Genomic DNA, 18575 nt, shown 5'->3' on the forward strand with positions numbered 1-18575 from the left:
CTCCTACAAAAGTTTCAGAATGTCTTTCAAATCGAAATTCTTGTCCGTGGAAACGCCGTTTATCAATTCGTTAAAATCCTGCTGCTTGTTCTTCTGCATTTCGATTATCTTTTCTTCGATTGTGTTCGCGGCGACCATTTTGTAAACCGTAACATCGTTTTTCTGCCCGATTCTGTACGCTCGGTCAATCGCCTGCTGCTCCACAAACGGATTCCACCACGGGTCAAAAATTATCACGTCTTGCGCGGAAACAAGGTTCAAGCCCACGCCGCCCGCTTTTATGCTTATGAGGAAAATTCCTTTTTCCGCCGCCTCAAATTCGTTCACCAGATTCTGTCTGTCTTTGGTTTGCCCGTCGAGATAAAAAAGAATGTCTTTTGTCGCCTCGTCTTTTTTCAGTTCGTCCATTATGATTTTGAGCATCGAAGTGTAGCTGCTGAAAATGAGAATCTTGTGTCCCGAACCGACAAGGTTTCCGACAAGAATTTTGAGCGCGTCAAGTTTGCACGATTCGTCAATCCGCTTTATGTTTGTTTCTTCATTGAGAAGCAATGTATGGTCGCAGCACTCCCGAAGAAGCGTGAGCGACTTTAAAATCAGCGAAGCGTCAAAGATTTTCATCTCCACAACAAGTTTTTTGACGGCAATGTTTATGCTCGTGTACAGACTTCGCTGGTCGGTGTCCATGTCGCAGTAGACTATCTGCTCGTTTTTTTCTGGCAGTTGAGAAAGAACATCTTTTTTCATTCTCCGCAGAATAAAAAGATTCAGAATCGTTTTGAGTTCCGCGTAGTTTTTGTTTCCGTATCGCCGCATGAACGAAGCATGGTCCATAAAAACATTTGGATTCAGAATATCCATGACATTCCAAAGCTCGGATATTCCGTTTTCCATCGGAGTTCCCGACAAACCGATTTTCTGCTTTGCTTTGATTTGCTTCATAGCGTCAGATGTTATGCTCTTGTGATTTTTTACAATCTGAATCTCGTCGAAGATTGCCAGCGAAAAAACAAATTCGTTGAGTTTTTGCAAATCCAGATAAGCTGTCGAATAAGTCGTCAGAACAACATCGAATTTTTCAAAATCGAAATTTTTTCTGTCCGCGCCGTGATAAATTCCGACTTTGTATGGCGACTTGAATTTCTCAAATTCCTTCGTCCAATTCGTCAAAAGCGACTTTGGAACTACAATCAAAACTTTGTCCATCTCTTTTTTCACTTCCGAATCGCCCAAAAAAGAGATTACCTGGAATGTTTTTCCAAGACCCATGTCGTCGGCAAGACAACCGCCAAATTTGTTGAGAAAAAGGAACTTTAGCCATTTGATTCCGTCAAGTTGATACGGAAACGCCATTTTCTTTACGGAATCGGATATTTTCAAGTTTGTGTCCGCGTAAGAAAAATAATCGGAAACATCTGAACCCGAATCAGAAATTATGCGGAGAAGTTCAAAAATATGGCTTTTGTCGATTTTGAGAGTTCCGTTTTCCGATTGCAAATATTCGCGCGCTTGGATGATTGACTCAGGAATGATAATCGTTTGGTCGCCAACCGTTATTTCGTTGTTCGTGGCGAATAGATTTATCTGAGAAGCGAGGTCAACTATTTCGCCGTTCAGTTCATAAGAAAGGTCTACTTCAAACCATTTTCCGCCGCCTTTTGATTTTGAGACAGTGATTTTTGGAACGATGATGTTTTCGTCTGTGTCGAGAAGAATTCCTTTTGAAAGCAAAGTTGATTTCAATTCAATCGGATTTTTCCGTCCCGAATAAATCATTCTGCATTGAGCGAGTTTTGTGAAACGCTCTTTCGCCAAAAAATCGAAGATTTCCGTTTCGTAGACATAATCTCGCACGAAAATTTCGTCATCGGCGGAAAAAGAAACGGCTTTGTCCGCATAATTTACAGAAAGAGAAGAATATTTGAAGGAAAGCGTATAAATGTGTTCCGTCTTTGAATACGACAAATGCGGAATCGGCTTTTCGATTTTTACTGTTTTTGATTTCTTTCCATTGTTTTCTATGTGGAGAACCGCGTCGCCCGTCCAAGTGAAAGTTGTGTTTCCTACAATGGACTGCGCCATAGCTTTTCTGCTGCCTCTTTCCTGTGTCAGTTCATGAAAATACACAAGACCAGCCTTTGTTTTTGCAAAAAAGAAGTTGCATTTTTTGTATTTTGAGAAGAATTCCTCAAATTTCGCAACGGAAATCATGAATCCATTGAAAGTAATCTGATAACAATTTTCTTTCAAAAAGTTGCATATTTCTTTGCTGTCGCAGTTTTCTACAGGAATCGGGTTGTTAACGTCAATTTCTTGCATGGAATAGTTTTTGAGTGACTTTTTTGAATTCAATGCCAATGATTCTGCTGAAAGAATTTCCAACGCAAGAAATCCGTTTTTTTGAGAAAAAATGAGTTTCAAATTTACAAACAATAAACTCATATTTATTTGTAAAACCTTTCGTTCGTATCAACCATCAATTTATAGTAGCGGGCTTTCATAGCCTTCTCATCGCACTCTTTCGGCTCGATTTTTGAAAAGTCAACATTCTCAACATCGATTACTTCCGAGAATCCCTTGAATTCTGCAATGCGGCAGCCGCCACCACAGATGAATCGAAGTTCACAATCTCCGCAAGGCTTGAAATTTTTTATGTTGCCGACACCTTCCGCAATCTTCATCAGCCTGAAAATCTCGGAGAAATTCATGTCCCGGATATTTCCGTGCCTTTCTTTCATGTCTGGAATCCTGTCGCAAAAATAGAAGTCGCCGTTTGCTCGTACATTGAGGCTGCCATATCCGCATGAATCAACCAAATCACCTTTCACATTCAGAACGAAGCCTTCTTTCTCAAAGCCATCAACGATTTCTGCTACAACATCCTCAACGAGATTGAAATATTCGTCCTTGAAAGATTCAATTTGCTCATTAGTCAAATTCCGACCTGGCATAAAAGCATGGGAAAAATTGACCTGTATGTTGTCTTTGCCGTGTTTCGCGATGAGCGTTTTCGCAAAATCGATGTAGTCTTGTTTATGGTCTTTCAAAATTTCAAAAGGCGCTGTAGTTGCGACTTTCACATATATACCGTTTTTGACGAACCAGTCGATTGCTTGAAGTGATTTTGCAAAAGAACCTTTTCCTCGAATGGTTGCGTTCGATTCTTCGTCAAAACCGTCGATGCTCACCTGAACATGCTTTATCTTGCATTTTGAAAAACGTTCGACATTTTCTTCAGTCCAATTCGTTCCGTTTGTGTAGACGTTGACTTCCATTCCAAGCGAATTTATGAATTCAACTATCTCAAAAAAATCATCACGAACAGTTGGTTCTCCGCCTGTGATTCCAACACTTGTTCCGCCTGCAACATTTTTGAAATCTTCTATAAGCTTGAAAATCTCTTTCGTCGTAAGCTCGTCTTTCTCGGCGCTCCCCGATTCCATGTAGCAATGCGGACATCGCAAATTGCATTTGTTTGTCAGATGAAGATGAAGTTTCTTGTTCTCAAAAATCGACTTCGGATTCAGCGTTTCAATCTGTTTTGCTTCAATCTGCGTGAGAATATAAACCAAATCGCTTTGATTCTCTTTGTATTTGTCCATCAATTCTTGAACGCAAAGTTTTGTGTCGGCAATGGACTTGAAAATTTTTTCTTGAACGGTGTTTTTCAGCAAAATCCAACTTGCAATCTCTGGAAATATTGCGATATGCAAGTTTTCATAAGAAACAATGACGTATTCTTTCAAGTTGTATTTTTTATCTAGTGGGAGTTCTTTTGATTTTTGCATTTTGGTTTTCCTTGGTTTTCTAAGTTTCTTCTAGCTTCTTAATGGAATATTGCTGATGCAGATAAAGTTTTTTGTCGAATCTGTATAAAACTGCTTCCTAAATCACTTGTTTATCTGTTCCTTGATTTCATTCGCAACGTTGTCCATGTCTGGATAGATGAAATCTTCTGTAATGTTGAACCGTGCGAGTTCTTTTGTAATGTTTGGTTTTGCTTTTGGTGGAATGAGTGCGACCAATTGGTTTTCATTTTCGTCTTTGTAAAAAAGCCTATGCAAATCAAAAGGGTCTGTGTCGAAAATTTTATTTTTGTTTTCGTCTGAGTAGGGCTTGATTTTTGTAAATTCAAGCTCCCATGCGGCTTGGTCTTCTGAAAATAATTTGCTCCATTTTTTTGAGTTGATTAGATCAATAAAGCGTATTTCATCTTCATTCGAAAGTATAAAGTCCGTAAGTTCTTCGGCTTTTTCTTCATTCTTGTTAATTGACTTTATCTCGCTCGCATTTATAAGAATAATCGCTCCCTGCTGATTTTTGATTCGCGGATTATTCTGCGGAACACGGACAATTACGGAACGACGAAGAATGTCTTTCAATGGAATATAGCTTTCATCTCGGTCGTAATTGTTGTCTTTTTTGTATTCCATTCCGAGTTGCCAAAGACTAAAATCGTTTTCCATAAAAGCAGTGCTTGCTATAATGCTCACCGTTGTGCTGGAAATCGACTTCAATTCTTTCGTCTCTCTAAAGACTGCTATTTCTCCCCAAGCGTCTAACTCTAATTGAGGATTCTTGTTGAACTTTTTCATTGGAGAGCATGCAAAATACAACGCCGCCAAAGGATTTTCCGTAATGTCCAATGCACGGGTCGGAAGTCCGAAGTGCTGCATCAATATGAGTCTGTCCATATTGTTGACGCAAGAATCTATGTTCGTCGAAAAACGTCTTCTAAACGAATCAATCATTTTCAGCTCGTTTACAGGATTGATTCTGAGCGCACTTGAATTTATCAGGTAGTTTGCGTTTCCTTGTCCGCGGTAAAAAACAGGATTCTCGTAGCTTGTTTCAAGAGTTTCTATAAACTCGATATAGTCTTTTAAGGATGTAATGACTTTTGGCTTTACTCGCAGGTCGCCAACTTTTTTGACCGCTTCTATTCTTTTTTTGTCTGATTCTGAGTATTTCTTTTTGAATGAGCCGTAGCCCTTCAATCGAAGAGCTTTTTCAAAATCCGTTTCCTTACGCATTTATAAACCTGTAGCCATTTTCACGAGCGAATCGTTCAAGCTTAGAATTCTGTTTCACGATAAAAGTAAGATTTTCAGGGCACTCCTCGAACGGATTTTCTGTAAATGAAATTTTATCACATTCACAGACGAAGGTACGCAGCGATTCGCATCCTGAAAAAGCGTCTTTTTCTATTGTGAGTGTTTTGCAAGACGGCAAAATTACGGTTTGAAGATTTTTACAGCCAGAGAATGCCAATGTTTGAATCGTAAAAGAATCAGAATTTAAAGAAACCGTAACCTCTTTAAGATTGTATATCTCATTTTCTGGAGCTTTTGATTCTGGAGTTTTTCCACAGCAAAAAAATTTGAGAGATTCACTGTCCTCGAATGCCGATTTATTTATGCATTTAAGATTTTCATCAAAAAAAATGCTTTTTAAATCATTGGATGACGTAAAGGCGTTTTCGCAAACTGTTGTAATACCGTTTAAATGGACGCTCTCATTTTTATCTAATGTGGAAATGAAGTGGCTAAGTTTGTTTCCATTCTGTATGAATAGGGTCATAAAAAATTTCTCCTTCAATGAATTTTATTTTCTCCGTAAAATTTGCTTTGACCTCAGCTTATCAATCACGTAGTTCAGGATGCTTTAGAACTACCTTTTTCAAAGGCTCTCCAATATAGTTGTCAAGATTCCGAAGCAGATTCAAAGCTTTCTTGACTATGTCCTTGTCATCGATACTTAGATATGCATTTTTTGCTGTGTAGCGGATTCGTCTAAGTCCTTCGTCATCATACCAACTGGCAAATTCCAACAAAGGTGGCAACAAATCCTTTATCTCTTCAAAGTAATAGTTATCTTTTGTTTCCCAAAAATGGACTTCAAGTGACAAATGTGACATATCATCGGGGTGAAAGACAAATTCGTAGTGGCAACAGTCAATGCCAATCAACCCATCTTTTGTGCAAACGTAAATAAACTCGTCTTCATTATCGACCTCAAAGAAATCTCTGGTTGAATAGTCCGTCTCTTTTAGTGCTGCTTTGATTTTCGATAAAACTTCTCTTTGTCGTGTCATAGTTCGTCCGTAAAAAGTTGTAAAACGCATAATTAGCCGTTCTGTATACCATAAGTAGCGTGTTTACTATTGATTATATCTTACATAACTCGTGCGGTCAACGAGAATATCACCCTCTTTATGGCATTATTAAGTCATGACATTTAGAGAGACTTTGCGGGAAGAAATTTCATATCAAGGAATTACGCTCAAAGAATTAGCGGAAAAATCAGGCGTACCGAAGAGGACGCTTGAATCGTATGTTGATGCAAGGGCGCGGATTCCAACGGCGGAAAACGCCGTGAAAATCGCGAAATCTCTGAATGTGACAGTTGAATATTTGGTGACAGGGGTTGCTGAGCATTCTAATGTTTACGCAGAACTCTCAGAACTTCAGCAGACAATAAAAGAAATCCTCTCAATCCCGCATGAGCAGTTCAAGCCAATCCGCGAGATAATCCACAACACCGCCGATTTGTGCAGGAGCGCGGTCAGGCAAGGTAGATAGAGTCCTTCGGTAAGTGATTTTGACTTTGCGGCAGCAGCGTGAAGTCCGCAGAAACCGCGCCCGCCAATGCACGGCGCTCACCACTTATATGAACAAAGACCAACAGAATGCACATACTTGCCTTTCCAAAAGTTTCCGCAAGCCTTACAGAATTCTTCTACAAGCCTTACAGAATTCTTCCACACGCCTTACAGCATCCTTCTACACGCCTTACAGAATTCTTCCACAAGACGTGCAGGAATATTCATAAACAGGTACCATTGCGGCGGTCATAGCTTAAATCTTTCGAAAAGCAGCGCAACGAATATCAATTAGCTGGCATTCCGAGCTTGTTAAAGTAGATATGTCCGAATTTGCGATAACGAATCTATCGAACAGGTCTAATTTCCGGATTTTGCAAGAGCTCCCGTTCCTGAAACCGTTCCTATTTGTAAAGAAGATTTTACATCCGGGCGCGCGTTTTTCGCGTATAATCGGCGTGTTCCTTGGCGGATTTCAGGGAACGGCGAAGGGATTTTTATGGAAAAAACAGCATTGTACAGCATATCTTCCGGGGTTTTCCTCCTCGGGACAAGGAGCGGCGACGGCTCGAAAATAAACGGATGCATTACGAACACGTGCTTCCAGACGGCGAGCAATCCGACACGGCTCGCGGTTTCCGTCATAAAGCAGAACCTCACGTGCCGGATGATTCAGGAAAGCGGCGTTTTCGCGCTCTCCGTCCTCGACGACTCATGCTCGTTCGGGACAATCAGCCGGTTCGGCTACCAGAGCGGGCGGGACGCGGACAAATTCAGCGGCGCGGAATATGCGCTCGGCGCGAACGGATGCCCGTTCCTTCTTTCCGAAACGTGCGCCGTGCTCGAGTGCCGCGTCCTCAACGAAATCAATCTCGAAAGCCATGTCCTTTTCGTCGCGGAAGTCTGCGACGCGGTGACGACAGGAAAAAACGCGCCGCTCACGTATGCGCGCTACCAGGCGGAGGTGAAGCCGAAAAGGGAAGGCAAGGCGGAAGGCGAAAAAACGATAGTCGGCTGGCGGTGCAGAATCTGCGGCTACGAATTCAAGAAGCCCGAGCTTCCGCCCGGTTTCGAGTGCCCGATTTGCAGCCACACGGCGGAGGATTTCGAGCCGATTTACGGGTGACGCGTTTTCCGGCTCCGAACGGTTCCGCAATTGCCGGAAAAAACGGCGTTTCATGGATTGATGGGAGCCTGCCCGAAACAATCGGCGGGTTCCGTATAGATTTCTTCCCGCATTGGAAATAGAATAGCGGCAACGTTCTTTTGAAAGGATGAAAACGCATGAAAAAGGCGCCTCCATGGGAAAACAGTTTTCCCCGCGGCTTTCAGGAAAAGGCGGGAGGGCGCGAAGGTTTGTCGAATGCAGTACGAAAAAAAATCAAACGAAACGGAAAAAAGCGCGGGGCTTTTCGCGACGGCGCATTTTTACAGGGGTGCTCTCGCCATCGCGCTGCCGATTATGATGCAGCAGCTGATTCAGAGCATGGTCTCGCTCATCGACAACTTCATGGTGTCGGGGCTGGGCGACATCCCCATGGCGGGCGTCAATGTGTCGGGGCAGGTTCTCTTCGTGTTCATGGTTTTCGTGAACACGATATGCATGTCCGGCGGGATTTTCATGACGCAGTTCTTCGGCGCGAAGGACATCGAACGGATGAGGCAGGCGTTCCGCTTCAAGCTCGTGATGGGGCTTGTCGCGGCTGTGCCGTATTTCCTCGTATGCGTCGTCTTCCCGCGGGAAATCCTCTCGCTCATGCTCATCGGGAACACGCAGGCGCCGGAAATCCTGGACGAAGGCGTCAGCTACATCCGAATCATGTTCTTCATGGGGATTCCGATGACGGTCTCGATGTGCATCGCAAGCTCGCTGCGCGACATGGGGCAGGTCAAATTTCCGCTTGTCGTGACCGTCGTCGCGACGATGACGAACACGATTTTCAATTATCTCCTCATCTACGGGAATTTCGGCTTCCCCAGGCTCGGCGTGCGGGGCGCGGCTATCGCGACGGTAATCGCGCGCGCTGTCGAACTCGCGATTTTCGCCGCGATGTACCTGAAAAAAAAGCCGGAATTCTATTTCCGGGTCGCGGAATTCCTTCGCATTGACTGGAGGCTTTTCAGGGAAATCCTCAGGAAGGGCGCGATGGTCCTTTTCTGCGAGATGGTCTGGGTCTCGTCGGAGACGATTACGACGGCAATCTACAACGGGCGCGGGGGCGCGGACGTAGTTTCGGGGATGGCGTCGAGCTTTGCCATCGCGAATTTGTTCTTCATCGCGTTCGGCGGAATCTACAACACGACGGGCGTCATAATGGGGAAAACGCTCGGCGGTGGGAACCTTGAAAAGGCGCGGAAGGAGAAGACGTGGCTTCTTTCGGGGGCGGCCGTGTTCGGCATTTTCATGATGTTCTTCGGGTTCGCGACGACGCTCGTCATCCCTCTCGTTTTCGGGCGGCTCAGCGAAAGCGCGCTTTCGATTTGCCGGAGCATGGTCGTCATAATGTCGTTCTTCATGCCGGTGTGGGTATTCATGAACTCGCAGCAGGCAATCGCGCGCTCGGGAGGGGACACGGCGATGGGGGCGTACACGGACGCGACGCTCACGATTTTCGTGATGATTCCGCTCGTGTTCTTCCTCGGGCTGAAAACGGGAACGGGGCCCGTCCATATGTTCCTGTTCGTCAAGCTGCTCGACCTCGTGAAGGTCGTCGTGTTCCACATCTGGCTGAAAAAGGAGCGTTGGCTCAAAAACCTCACGAAATAGGAGCGCGGAAAAATGGAAGGCGGCGAAAAAATCAGCGTGAACGGGACGGAATTCGATGTCGTCAGGCTTCTCGGGAAGGGGAAGGGCGGCTACTCGTACCTTTCGGAGCGGGGCGGGAACCTTTTCGTGGTGAAGCAGATTCATCACGAGCCGTGCGCCTACTACACGTTCGGGAACAAAATCGAGTCGGAGCGGCGCGACTACGGTCGTCTCATCGGCGCGGGAATTCCGGTGCCGAAAATGCTCGACATCGACGTGCAGAACGAGCGGATACTGAAGGAATATATAGAAGGAAAAACGATTTTCGAGCTCGTGAAGGACGACCGCATGGAGGGCTGCTACATCGACCTCGTCAGGAAAATGGCGGAGAAGTCGAGGAATGCCGGAATGAACATCGACTATTTCCCGACGAATTTCGTCGTCCGGGAAAACGAGCTTTTCTACATCGACTACGAATGCAACGACTACATGGACGAGCGGAATTTCGAGAACCGGGGAATCAAATGCTGGTCGAAAACGGACGAATTCATGGAATACGTTTCCGAGCACAAGTAAAACGAGCGCATTTTTGCGGAATCGGGCAGAACAAACGGAGGGTTTTATGGAAATACGGAAAGTTGCCGTCGTCGGCGTCGGCGCGGTCGGGGCTGTGCTCGCGTCAAAGCTGAGTGATTTTCTCGGGAAGGAGAACGTGCAGTGCATCGCGGACGGGGAGCGTCTCGAGCGGTACCGGAGGGACGGGATTTTCCTCAACGGAAAAAAGCTCGACCTGACCTTCGTCGCGAGCGCCGACGCGGATGAAGCCGGGCTTGTCATCATCGCGACGAAGAACGGCCAGCTCGGCGAGGCGATTCCGATGGTGCGGCGCGCCGTCGGAAGGAACACGATGATTCTTTCCGTGCTGAACGGAATCCAGAGCGAGCGGGAAATCGCGGACGCATACGGGAAAGACCGCGTCCTCTACGGGTTCGTCATAAGCCTCAATTCAATCCACGAGGGAAGGAACATCGAGTGCACGGATTTCGGGACGGTCGTGTTCGGAGAGGAGGACAACGCGCGGACGGAGCGGACGGACGCGCTTTCGCACCTGCTCGAAAATTCCGGGATGAGGTTCAGCAATCCCGATGACATACATCTCGCGCAGTGGCGGAAATTCCTCATAAACACGGTCTTCAACACGATATCGGCGCTCACGCGCTCGCCATACGGCGCGTTCCGGTTCGAGCCGCAGCGGAACCTCGCGCGCGCTGCAGGAAAGGAGGTCGTCGCCGTCGCGAACGCGGAGGGAATCGCGCTGAGCGAGAGCATGGTCGAGGACGCGATAGAGATGATGTGCGGACACGACCCGCACGGGAAGACGAGCATGCTGCAGGACATGGAGGCAGGGCGGAAGTCGGAGAACGGCTGGTTCTGCGGGACAATCGCGCGGCTGGCTCGGCGGCACGGAATCCCGACGCCGCTCTGCGATTTCCTGTGGAACCTTGTCGAGGCGTCGGAGCTGGCGCGGACAATCTGACGTTTTTCCTGCACGACGGGACGCTTTTGCGGAGGTATTTTTCATGAAAACAAAAACGAGATACAGCTCATGCATACGATTGGCATGCAGCCTTGCGATGATTATTTCGTCATGCGCATCGCAAAAAACTTCCGTTGCGGCAGGGCAAAAAGCGGGGGCTCTTCCGGCTGGCAGCACGTCCTTCTTCGTGAAATCGGTCATGCCTGACGGGGAAATTTCCTCGTCGGTCGTCCACCCGTCCATCCAGGTCCTTTTTTCCGAGCCCGTCGTCGCGCTCTCGAAGCTCGGCGAGCCGATGACGGAATGCGAAACCGTGACGATAACGCCGAAACTCGACGGCGTCTTCCGGTGGTACGGGACATCGCTTCTGAGCTTCGACTGCGCGGACAGGCTCATCCCGCAGAAGGAATACACGGTCGAGATAAACCCGGCGGCACGAAGCGTCGGCGGGACGCCGCTTTGCGGGGCAGTTTCGTTCTCGTTCAGGACGGAGGAGCTCCGGATTACCGGAATCGAGCCGGGGTTTTCCGCGGAAAAGAAGCCCGTCCCGTATTTCTCCGCAGGCGATGTTCCGCCCGAGTTCGCGCGTGAAATCGCCGTGACGTTCTCCAATTCTGTGAACCACAAAGTCGTTTCGAAAAGCATAAGAATCGCCTCGAAAAAAAAGGGCGCGGAAAAGGAATTCCACTTCTCGTGCAGGAAAATCGACGGCAGGAAAATCCTCCTCTCGGTGAAGGAGCCGCTCCCCGTCGACAGCGAAATTTCCGTCGTCCTCGAAAAAGGCGCGCGTCCCGACAAAGGCTGCATCGAGACAAGCGCCGAACAGACGCTCGCATTCCACACGCTCCGCCCGCTTTCGGTGACCGACTCATACGCGCCGTGCGAGGGCGAGCTCGTCATCCTTTTCAACCATAATCTGATGAAGGGGACGGAGCGCGGCGCAATCGGCTCGATATCGTTCTCTCCCGCGATGGAAATGCGCGAGGGCTCCGTCGAGGCAAGAGGAAAATCACTTCGGATAACGGGGATACCGGCAAAAGCCGGCGAGTCGTACTCGTTCGAGATTGCCGAAGGCGGCGTCACGGACGTCTGGAAACAGGGGCTTCCGAAAACGGTGCGGAAGAAGATAACGGTGCCGCCCGCAGAAACGACGGTCTCGTTCAAATCGTACGGTCCGTCCGTCATCGAGGCGGCGTTCGAGCCGAGGTTCTCGTTCGCGTTCGTGAACATCGGGAAGGGCTCGTCGTACTCGCTTACGGCGCTGACCGGAAAGAAGGCGGGGATGAAGGAGACGTTCCTGCTCGACGGCGACATCGAGGGAAACGGGAACAGGCGCGTCGTGAAATCTATCGAGCTTGCGCCGTTCCTCGACGCGGCAGGCGGACGTTTTTACGGCGCGGTGGAATTCGAAAATTCGGTTTTTGTTGGCGGCGTGAGGAAGGACGAATACGAGGAGAACCGGTTCATGCAGATTACCGATTTGGGCGCCGTCGTCCATTTGTCGGAGAATGGGCTTTCCGTCCTCGTCACGAGCCTCTCGTCGGGAAAACCCGTCCGCGATGCGCTCGTCCGCATAAAATCCGTTGTCGAACCGGCGCACCGCCTAGACGACGTGCGCGCCATACTTTCCGGGAACGGGACGGAGATTGCGCGCGCAAAAACGGACGATGAGGGGCTCTCGTCCGTCCGTTTCTCCGTGCCCGACGGGCAGAAGGCGTACGCGGAGATTACCGCGGGCGCCGACAGGCTCGTCGTGTTCCTCGACTCATGGCAGGTCACGCGCCTCCTCTCGGGCAAAAAAAAATCAGCAACCGCCGTCCCGATGGTTTTCTGCGACAGGGGAGTGTACAAGCCCGGCGAGACCGTGACGTGCAAAATCATCGACAGGACGCTTTCGCGCGGAGAATACTCGACGTATACGGGCGGATTCGAACTGTCGTTCGCGTCCGGCTACGGGAAGAAAAGGACGGTGTTCGCCACGGAGCGCGGAACGATGAGCGCAAACGGAACTGCCGACGGAAAATGGAAGATTCCCGCAGACGCCGCGCCGGGGACATACGGAATCGAATACAAGCGCGACGACGGGATGTCGTTCACGCAGGAAATAGAAGTCCAGTTTTTCGAGCGGCTGAGATTCCAGTCCGCCGCGGAAATTCCCGACATGGCGTTCGTGAGGGGCGACACCGTCCAGGCAACCGTGTCCGCGTCGTATCTCGGCGGCGGCGCGCTTTCTGGAGCGGCGGCGCGGGCAGAATGGGGCAGGCGGCGGACGACATTCTCCGCCGATGTCGGAATAGACGGCTGTGTTTTCGGAAGGAGCGGCCGGAACGGATTCTTCATGGACGATGAGGATTATTTCTCGGATGAAAGCGAGTCGAGGCTCGGCCAGGACGGCACTGCGCGCTTCTCCGTAAAAGCCGACGGCGGCATCGAGGGCGCGCCCTATGTCTATTCCGTGCAGGCATTGGTCACGGATGCCGGAAACCAGATGATTGCGTCGTCTTCGAGCGCGACCGTCCATCCGGCGTCGTTCTACATAGGGCTTTTCCCAAAAAACGGAAACGGCTGGCTCAAAAAAGGCGAGAAAACCTCGTTCGGCTTCTTCCCGATTTCCTGCGACAAAAACACGGACTGCGGGGAGCTTGTCGGCGCAAAGAAATCCGTTTCATGGAAAATACTCAGGAAGACATTCGTCAGGATGACGGAAACCGACGATTTCGGGTTCGAGAAAAGCCGCTGGGTTGAGAAGATTTCCGAAGAATGCTCTGGAACCGGAAAACTTTCGGGAACGTCGGCGGGAAACCCCGGCTCGATTTCGTTCACGCCGGCCGAGGGCGGAAACTATCTGCTTTCGGCGGAGACGCGCGACGGTGGCGGAAGGAAAGTCATCACGGAGCTGCCGTTCTTCGTGCCAGGGGGAGACGGTGGCGGCTGGCGCGAAGAAGGATTCGGGATGACGTCGATGACGGACAAGAAAATGTACAGGCCCGGCGAGACTGCGCGGATTATGCTCAGCGGGAACATCCCCGACGGAAGATACCTCGTCACCGTCGAGCGCGCCGGCGTCGTTCTTTCCGAGCATGCTGCTGTTTTCAGCGGAAAAACATGCGAGATTGCCGTGCCGGTTCTCGAATCATATTCGCCCGTCATCCACGTCAGGGTGTCCGCCGCCGTCAAAAGAACCGACGCGCCGCCGTCGGACTATGATGCCGAAGACAAAGGAATGCCGGCATCAACGGTCGCACTCGTCTCCATCCCCGTTTCTGACGAGGAGCGCACGTTCGATATAGGCGTGACGGCGGACAAAAAAGTCCACCAGCCGGGCGAAACGGCGCGCGTGACCATGAAAGCATCGAAAAACGGACGACCTGTTTCCGGCGCGGAGCTTACGCTGATGGTAGTCGACCGCGGCGTAATCGATTTGACCGGATACCGCGTCAAAAACCCGGTCTCGCATTTTTACGGCGCGCATCATTTCCCGGCGGAGTCGGCCTCATCATCATCCTACGGCTCTATCATCCCGCCGACGCTGTTCGGAACGTATGCGACATCGGTGCCCGGCGGCATGATGGTATACGATAATATGTACAGAAGCGAGTTCGCCAAGAACGGGTTCATGGAATCGCGCATCATGCTGAAAAAATCGGACGCGAAATCCCCCGGCGATCTTTCGGGGAAGAAAACCGCTGTCAGGCAGGATTTCAGGGCGTTGGCGGCGTTTATTCCCACGATAATCACGGGAGACGACGGGACGGCGGAAGCGTCGTTCGTCCTGCCCGACACGCTCACCGACTATATGTTGACCGTCGTCGGCGTGAAGGAGCAGTCGTTCGCCCTTGCGGAGGACTCGCTCAGCGTCGCAAATCCCGTCTCCGTGAGGGAATTCTCGACGAGGATTCTCCGTCCGGGCGACAGGGGCGAAGCCGGCGTCGTCGTCACGAATTCGGGCGTCGGCGACGAGAACGTGACGGTCGGGCTTTCAATAACAAGCGGCGACATCGTTTCCGGCGGGAGCGGAAGGATTCCCGGAACGGCGCGCATTTCCGGCAGCGGCACGAAAACGGTAAAAGTCGGCGCGGGAAGGACGCAGCCCGTCGGATTCTCCATCGACGCCGTCGGGGAAGGGTGGGTGACGCTGGAATTCTCCATAAAATGCGGCGCGCTTGACGAAATCGTCAGGAAAGCAGTCGAGATAGAGCGTCCGTATATTTTCGAGAGCGTGACGACAGTCGGGCAGGTTGCGGACGGGGAAAAAACGCGCGAAGAGATTGTCGTTTTCCCCGATTCCGGCGGCGAATTCTCGATTGAAATCGGCTCGTCACGGCTCGGGACGCTCCGCTCGGCCGTCGACTACGTTTTCCGCTATCCGTACGGCTGCCTTGAGCAGCGCTCGAGCGCGATAATTCCGCTCATCGCGTTCGGAAACCGCATCGGAGAATTCGGTCTTTCCTCGGAAGTCGGCGACGCAAAGGGGTTCGTCGAGAAGGAAATCGCCGGCTGGGCATCGTGCCAGAAACGCGACGGCGGATTCCCGTATTGGAGGGACGGGACGGAAAGCAGCCTCGCCGTAAGCATGAGGATTGCCGAGGTAATCGCGCTCGCGCGGAAACACGGCATGGCAGTTCCCTCCGCGCTCAATGTCGGGGAGCTTCTCGCATACATCGGGCGCGAGTCCGAAAATCTGAAGGCGGAGGGGCGGCACGGGCTTTTCGCACGGGCGTACTCGCTTTACGTGCGCTCCTGCCTCGGCGGAAAAGCTGATGCCGCGGAAATCGGCTCGATAATCGGGAACAAGGATGCGGGCGTCTGCGAGCTCGCTTTTGCGGGTCTTGCCGCGCTCAATTCGTCGGAGGAAGATTTCGCAAAAAAAGCCGCGTCGAGGATTGCGGGAAGAATCGCGCTGACGACGCGCGGTGTGTCGATACAGACGCAGGAATCGGAAAACACCTGGCATTTCTTCGGCTCGGGGACGGAGCAGCTCGCGCTCGCGCTCCAGCTGTTCTCGGCGGTTGAGCCGTCTGGAATCCATGCGGGAAACATCGTGTGGGAGCTTCTCCAGATGCAGAAAGCCGGGAACGGACGGTGGCAATCGACCGCGACGACAGGGCGCGTCCTGATTGCGCTCGACTCGTACATTTCAGCGGCGAAGCTCGACGAGACCGATTTCACCGGAACGGCGACGCTTTTGGGAACGGAAATTCTTTCGGCGCATTTTTCCGGAACTGCCGCGAAGAACGCGTCCTCGGCATGGAAGCTCGGGACGGGAGACGGAAAGCGCCTTCCGGACGGAATCGCAGCAGGCGAAAGGATTTCGCTTTCGTTCAAAAAAGAAGGAAAAGGAACGCTTTTCTATACAGCCGGCATGACGTATTCGCTTCCTGCAGGCGGGCAGGCTGCGCGTGACGAGGGGCTTTCCGTTTTCGTGGAGATAACGGACGCGCGGACGGGAAAGGCCGTCAAAAACGGAAAGCTCGAAAGCGGCAAGATGTACAGGGAAACTGTCCGCATAACGTCGCCAAAAAACAGGACGTTCGTCGCGGTCCGCGCGCCCGTTCCCGCCGGAGCGGAAATACTGAACACGGCGTTCGCGACGACTGCCTCGGTCGGAGCAAAGGCGCGGAAAATGGCGCGGTGGTGGGCGCCGTCAAGCCATCAGGAAATACGGGATGCCGAGGTCCGCTGTTTCTGGGATGATTTTCCGCTCGGAAGCCGCTCGTTCGAATTCGTTTTCAGGGCGAACAGGAGCGGAACGTACGGGACACCGTCAGCTGTCGCCGAATGCATGTATGAGCCGGAAGTGTTCGGGCGCTCAGCGGGAACGGTCTGGAGCATCAAATAATGCATTTTCATTATGTAACTTATGGAGGAACATCGCATGGAAAATAAAAACATCATCGGAAGCGTGATTCTCGCCGCGGGAATCGTAGCCGGAGCGTCAATTCTCGCGGCAGGATTCAAGAACATAATCCGCACGCAGCGGACCGTGAGCGTACGAGGCCTTTCGGAACGGGAGGTCGAGGCGGACATCGCCGTGTGGCCCCTTACGTTCCAGCTCGGCTCGAACGACCTCAAGTCGCTGCAATCCGATATAGTCGCAAAAAAGGAAACGGCGCGCCGCTATCTGCTGAAATGCGGGCTTTCCGAATCGGACATACTTGAGCGCGCGCCCGCCATCACCGACACGACACTGAATCCGTATATGGACTCGGACAGGCAGCGATACAATTTCATAGCAAGCGTCACGCTTCTTGTCCGCTCCCCGAACATTTCAGCCGTAAAGCGCGCGAACGAATCGTGCCTTGAGCTTGCCGGGGACGGAATCGCTGTTTCCCAAACATATGACAGCCGCGTCACTTACGATTTTACCGGGCTTAACGGCATAAAACCCGAGATGATTGCGGAGGCAACGGGCAACGCGCGAGCAGCAGCCGAACAGTTCGCGAGGGATTCCGGAAGCGTCGTCGGGAAAATAAAGACAGCAGCGCAAGGCGTCTTCACCATCGAAAACGCAGCGCAAGGCCTGGAGGAGCGGAAAAGCATCCGCGTCGTCACGACGGTGACATACCTGCTTGAATAGCCGTTCCTGACTGAAACACTTTCTCGGCGCGCCTTATTGCGGTTCCCGATTGCATCCCGGCATTGCTTTTATAATGCCGGGCTTTTTTATGCTCCTCCTCCGCCGAAAATACCATACTGAATATCAGTATCCTTTGAACAACTGTTTTCCTTAAAAATATACTAATTGACATTTCTTTGTCTATTTACATTCTTGTTTTTACCTTGAAAAATAAGGATATAGATAGGCAAAAAAAAGATACATGAAATATTTTTTAAGTATACGATATTTTTCTAGCGGATATATTTGACTAGTAATTATTGTTTTTCGAGTAGACAGAATTGTTGTTATGGGAAGGCTGGGCGAATCGGCGCACAAACGAAGAAATTGCCCGGACTATTTTTTATCAGTCCCGGCAAAAAACTGAATGCGCGGCGGGGAAACATGCCGATAATCGGATTTTAGAAGCTGGAAAATAGTAAAAAACGGCGCGACCTGCCTTGCCGCCGCCTTTTTCGGGACGGCCTTCCGCTATTTTCAACAAAGGGATTCTGCACGGGAAACGCATTCTCGCCGGACTTCGGGACGCGGCTAATATTCGTCTCGGTGGCGCACATAAACATTCTTTCGTTTTTGGGAGCGGGCGTCGTTTTTCAGGTCATAATGCTTTTCAAAAAATCATAGTAACGCCGTGCTGATTTTCCGCGGCGAAGGAGAACAACAATGGGAATCGAATACAAGGAGACGCGCGAATTTTCGCGCGGGCAGCTTGAGGATTTGTTTCTGTCGGTCGAATGGTCTTCGGGACATTTTCCCGACAAACTTGTCGTCGCGATGAGGAATTTCAGCACGGTCGTCTCCGCATGGGACGGCGAAAAACTCGTCGGGATGGCGTGCGCGATGGACGACGGAATCATGAACGCGTATATGCACTATCTCCTCGTGCGCCCGGAATACCAGGGAAAGGGAATCGGTTCGGCGCTCGTGTCAAAGATAAAAGAAAAATACGGCGATTACCTCCGGCTCGTCATCGTCGCATACAACAAGGAACAGGCGTTCTACGAAAAATGCGGGTTCAAGAAGGCGGAGGACGCGAGCGCGATGTTCATAACGGAATTGTGGACGTGAGCAAGGC

At 50.5% G+C, this 18575-nt stretch carries 13 protein-coding genes; 8 read left to right on the plus strand and 5 right to left on the minus strand.

All coding sequences use genetic code 11. The features are described from left to right. Positions 1-3: 3 nt before the first annotated feature. From TRESADRAFT_RS07565 to TRESADRAFT_RS07585, 5 genes are all read right to left on the minus strand, one after another. Positions 4-2082 carry a DEAD/DEAH box helicase gene (locus TRESADRAFT_RS07565; RefSeq protein ID WP_217169689.1) on the minus strand — a complete coding sequence of 693 codons (2079 nt, stop codon included), beginning with the start codon at positions 2080-2082 and terminating at the stop codon, positions 4-6. Between the two features lie 362 nt (positions 2083-2444). Next, the gene (locus TRESADRAFT_RS07570) at positions 2445-3788 is read right to left on the minus strand and encodes a radical SAM/SPASM domain-containing protein (RefSeq protein ID WP_002704434.1); all 1344 of its coding nucleotides are present in this window, start codon (positions 3786-3788) and stop codon (positions 2445-2447) included. A gap of 102 nt (positions 3789-3890) precedes the next feature. Further along, positions 3891-5033 carry an FRG domain-containing protein gene (locus TRESADRAFT_RS07575; protein WP_002704436.1) on the minus strand — a complete coding sequence of 381 codons (1143 nt, stop codon included), beginning with the start codon at positions 5031-5033 and terminating at the stop codon, positions 3891-3893. Continuing rightward, positions 5026-5580 carry a leucine-rich repeat protein gene (locus TRESADRAFT_RS07580; RefSeq protein ID WP_002704438.1) on the minus strand — a complete coding sequence of 185 codons (555 nt, stop codon included), beginning with the start codon at positions 5578-5580 and terminating at the stop codon, positions 5026-5028. Before TRESADRAFT_RS07580 ends, TRESADRAFT_RS07575 begins: the two co-directional genes overlap by 8 nt. A 61-nt stretch (positions 5581-5641) precedes the next feature. After that, positions 5642-6094: a hypothetical protein gene (locus TRESADRAFT_RS07585; RefSeq protein WP_040842582.1), complete on the minus strand. Its 453-nt coding sequence runs from the start codon at positions 6092-6094 to the stop codon at positions 5642-5644. Positions 6095-6230: 136 nt separating this feature from the next. Between TRESADRAFT_RS07585 and TRESADRAFT_RS07590 the strand changes: the two genes are divergently transcribed. The 8 genes from TRESADRAFT_RS07590 (at position 6231) to TRESADRAFT_RS07625 (ending at position 18568) form a co-directional block, all read left to right on the plus strand. Then, positions 6231-6581, plus strand: a complete 351-nt coding sequence (locus tag TRESADRAFT_RS07590; RefSeq protein ID WP_002704442.1) for a helix-turn-helix domain-containing protein — start codon at positions 6231-6233, stop codon at positions 6579-6581. Positions 6582-7100: 519 nt separating this feature from the next. Further along, positions 7101-7727, plus strand: coding sequence for a flavin reductase (locus TRESADRAFT_RS07595; protein WP_002704444.1), 627 nt, complete (start codon positions 7101-7103; stop codon positions 7725-7727). 237 nt (positions 7728-7964) lie between these two features. Then, entirely contained in the window at positions 7965-9368 is a 1404-nt protein-coding gene (locus TRESADRAFT_RS07600) for an MATE family efflux transporter (protein WP_002704446.1), read from the plus strand. Between the two features lie 12 nt (positions 9369-9380). Then, complete coding sequence (locus TRESADRAFT_RS07605; RefSeq protein ID WP_002704449.1) at positions 9381-9923, plus strand: BUD32 family EKC/KEOPS complex subunit; 543 nt, start codon at positions 9381-9383, stop codon at positions 9921-9923. A 46-nt stretch (positions 9924-9969) separates the two neighbouring features. Next, a complete protein-coding gene (locus TRESADRAFT_RS07610; protein WP_002704451.1) occupies positions 9970-10884 on the plus strand; it encodes a ketopantoate reductase family protein in 915 nt (304 codons plus the stop codon). A 43-nt stretch (positions 10885-10927) separates the two neighbouring features. Continuing rightward, a complete protein-coding gene (locus TRESADRAFT_RS07615) occupies positions 10928-16723 on the plus strand; it encodes an Ig-like domain-containing alpha-2-macroglobulin family protein (protein WP_002704453.1) in 5796 nt (1931 codons plus the stop codon). A gap of 36 nt (positions 16724-16759) precedes the next feature. Next, on the plus strand, positions 16760-17461 hold the full coding sequence (locus TRESADRAFT_RS07620; RefSeq protein WP_002704456.1) for an SIMPL domain-containing protein: 702 nt from the start codon (positions 16760-16762) through the stop codon (positions 17459-17461). 702 nt (positions 17462-18163) lie between these two features. Further along, the gene (locus TRESADRAFT_RS07625) at positions 18164-18568 is read left to right on the plus strand and encodes a GNAT family N-acetyltransferase (RefSeq protein ID WP_002704458.1); all 405 of its coding nucleotides are present in this window, start codon (positions 18164-18166) and stop codon (positions 18566-18568) included. The last annotated feature ends 7 nt before the right edge of the window (positions 18569-18575 follow it).

It is taken from the genome of Treponema saccharophilum DSM 2985 (genome assembly GCF_000255555.1).
In the GTDB taxonomy this organism is placed as follows: Bacteria; Spirochaetota; Spirochaetia; order Treponematales; family Treponemataceae; genus Treponema_D; species Treponema_D saccharophilum.

What these genes read in the sequence shown, in the direction of transcription:
- TRESADRAFT_RS07565 (WP_217169689.1), bottom strand. Translation starts at nt 2,082, where the DNA reads ATGGCGCAGTCCATTGTAGGAAACACAACTTTCACTTGGACGGGCGAC.
- TRESADRAFT_RS07570 (WP_002704434.1), bottom strand. Translation starts at nt 3,788, where the DNA reads ATGCAAAAATCAAAAGAACTCCCACTAGATAAAAAATACAACTTGAAA.
- TRESADRAFT_RS07575 (WP_002704436.1), bottom strand. Translation starts at nt 5,033, where the DNA reads ATGCGTAAGGAAACGGATTTTGAAAAAGCTCTTCGATTGAAGGGCTAC.
- TRESADRAFT_RS07580 (WP_002704438.1), bottom strand. Translation starts at nt 5,580, where the DNA reads ATGACCCTATTCATACAGAATGGAAACAAACTTAGCCACTTCATTTCC.
- TRESADRAFT_RS07585 (WP_040842582.1), bottom strand. Translation starts at nt 6,094, where the DNA reads ATGACACGACAAAGAGAAGTTTTATCGAAAATCAAAGCAGCACTAAAA.
- TRESADRAFT_RS07590 (WP_002704442.1), top strand. Translation starts at nt 6,231, where the DNA reads ATGACATTTAGAGAGACTTTGCGGGAAGAAATTTCATATCAAGGAATT.
- TRESADRAFT_RS07595 (WP_002704444.1), top strand. Translation starts at nt 7,101, where the DNA reads ATGGAAAAAACAGCATTGTACAGCATATCTTCCGGGGTTTTCCTCCTC.
- TRESADRAFT_RS07600 (WP_002704446.1), top strand. Translation starts at nt 7,965, where the DNA reads ATGCAGTACGAAAAAAAATCAAACGAAACGGAAAAAAGCGCGGGGCTT.
- TRESADRAFT_RS07605 (WP_002704449.1), top strand. Translation starts at nt 9,381, where the DNA reads ATGGAAGGCGGCGAAAAAATCAGCGTGAACGGGACGGAATTCGATGTC.
- TRESADRAFT_RS07610 (WP_002704451.1), top strand. Translation starts at nt 9,970, where the DNA reads ATGGAAATACGGAAAGTTGCCGTCGTCGGCGTCGGCGCGGTCGGGGCT.
- TRESADRAFT_RS07615 (WP_002704453.1), top strand. Translation starts at nt 10,928, where the DNA reads ATGAAAACAAAAACGAGATACAGCTCATGCATACGATTGGCATGCAGC.
- TRESADRAFT_RS07620 (WP_002704456.1), top strand. Translation starts at nt 16,760, where the DNA reads ATGGAAAATAAAAACATCATCGGAAGCGTGATTCTCGCCGCGGGAATC.
- TRESADRAFT_RS07625 (WP_002704458.1), top strand. Translation starts at nt 18,164, where the DNA reads ATGGGAATCGAATACAAGGAGACGCGCGAATTTTCGCGCGGGCAGCTT.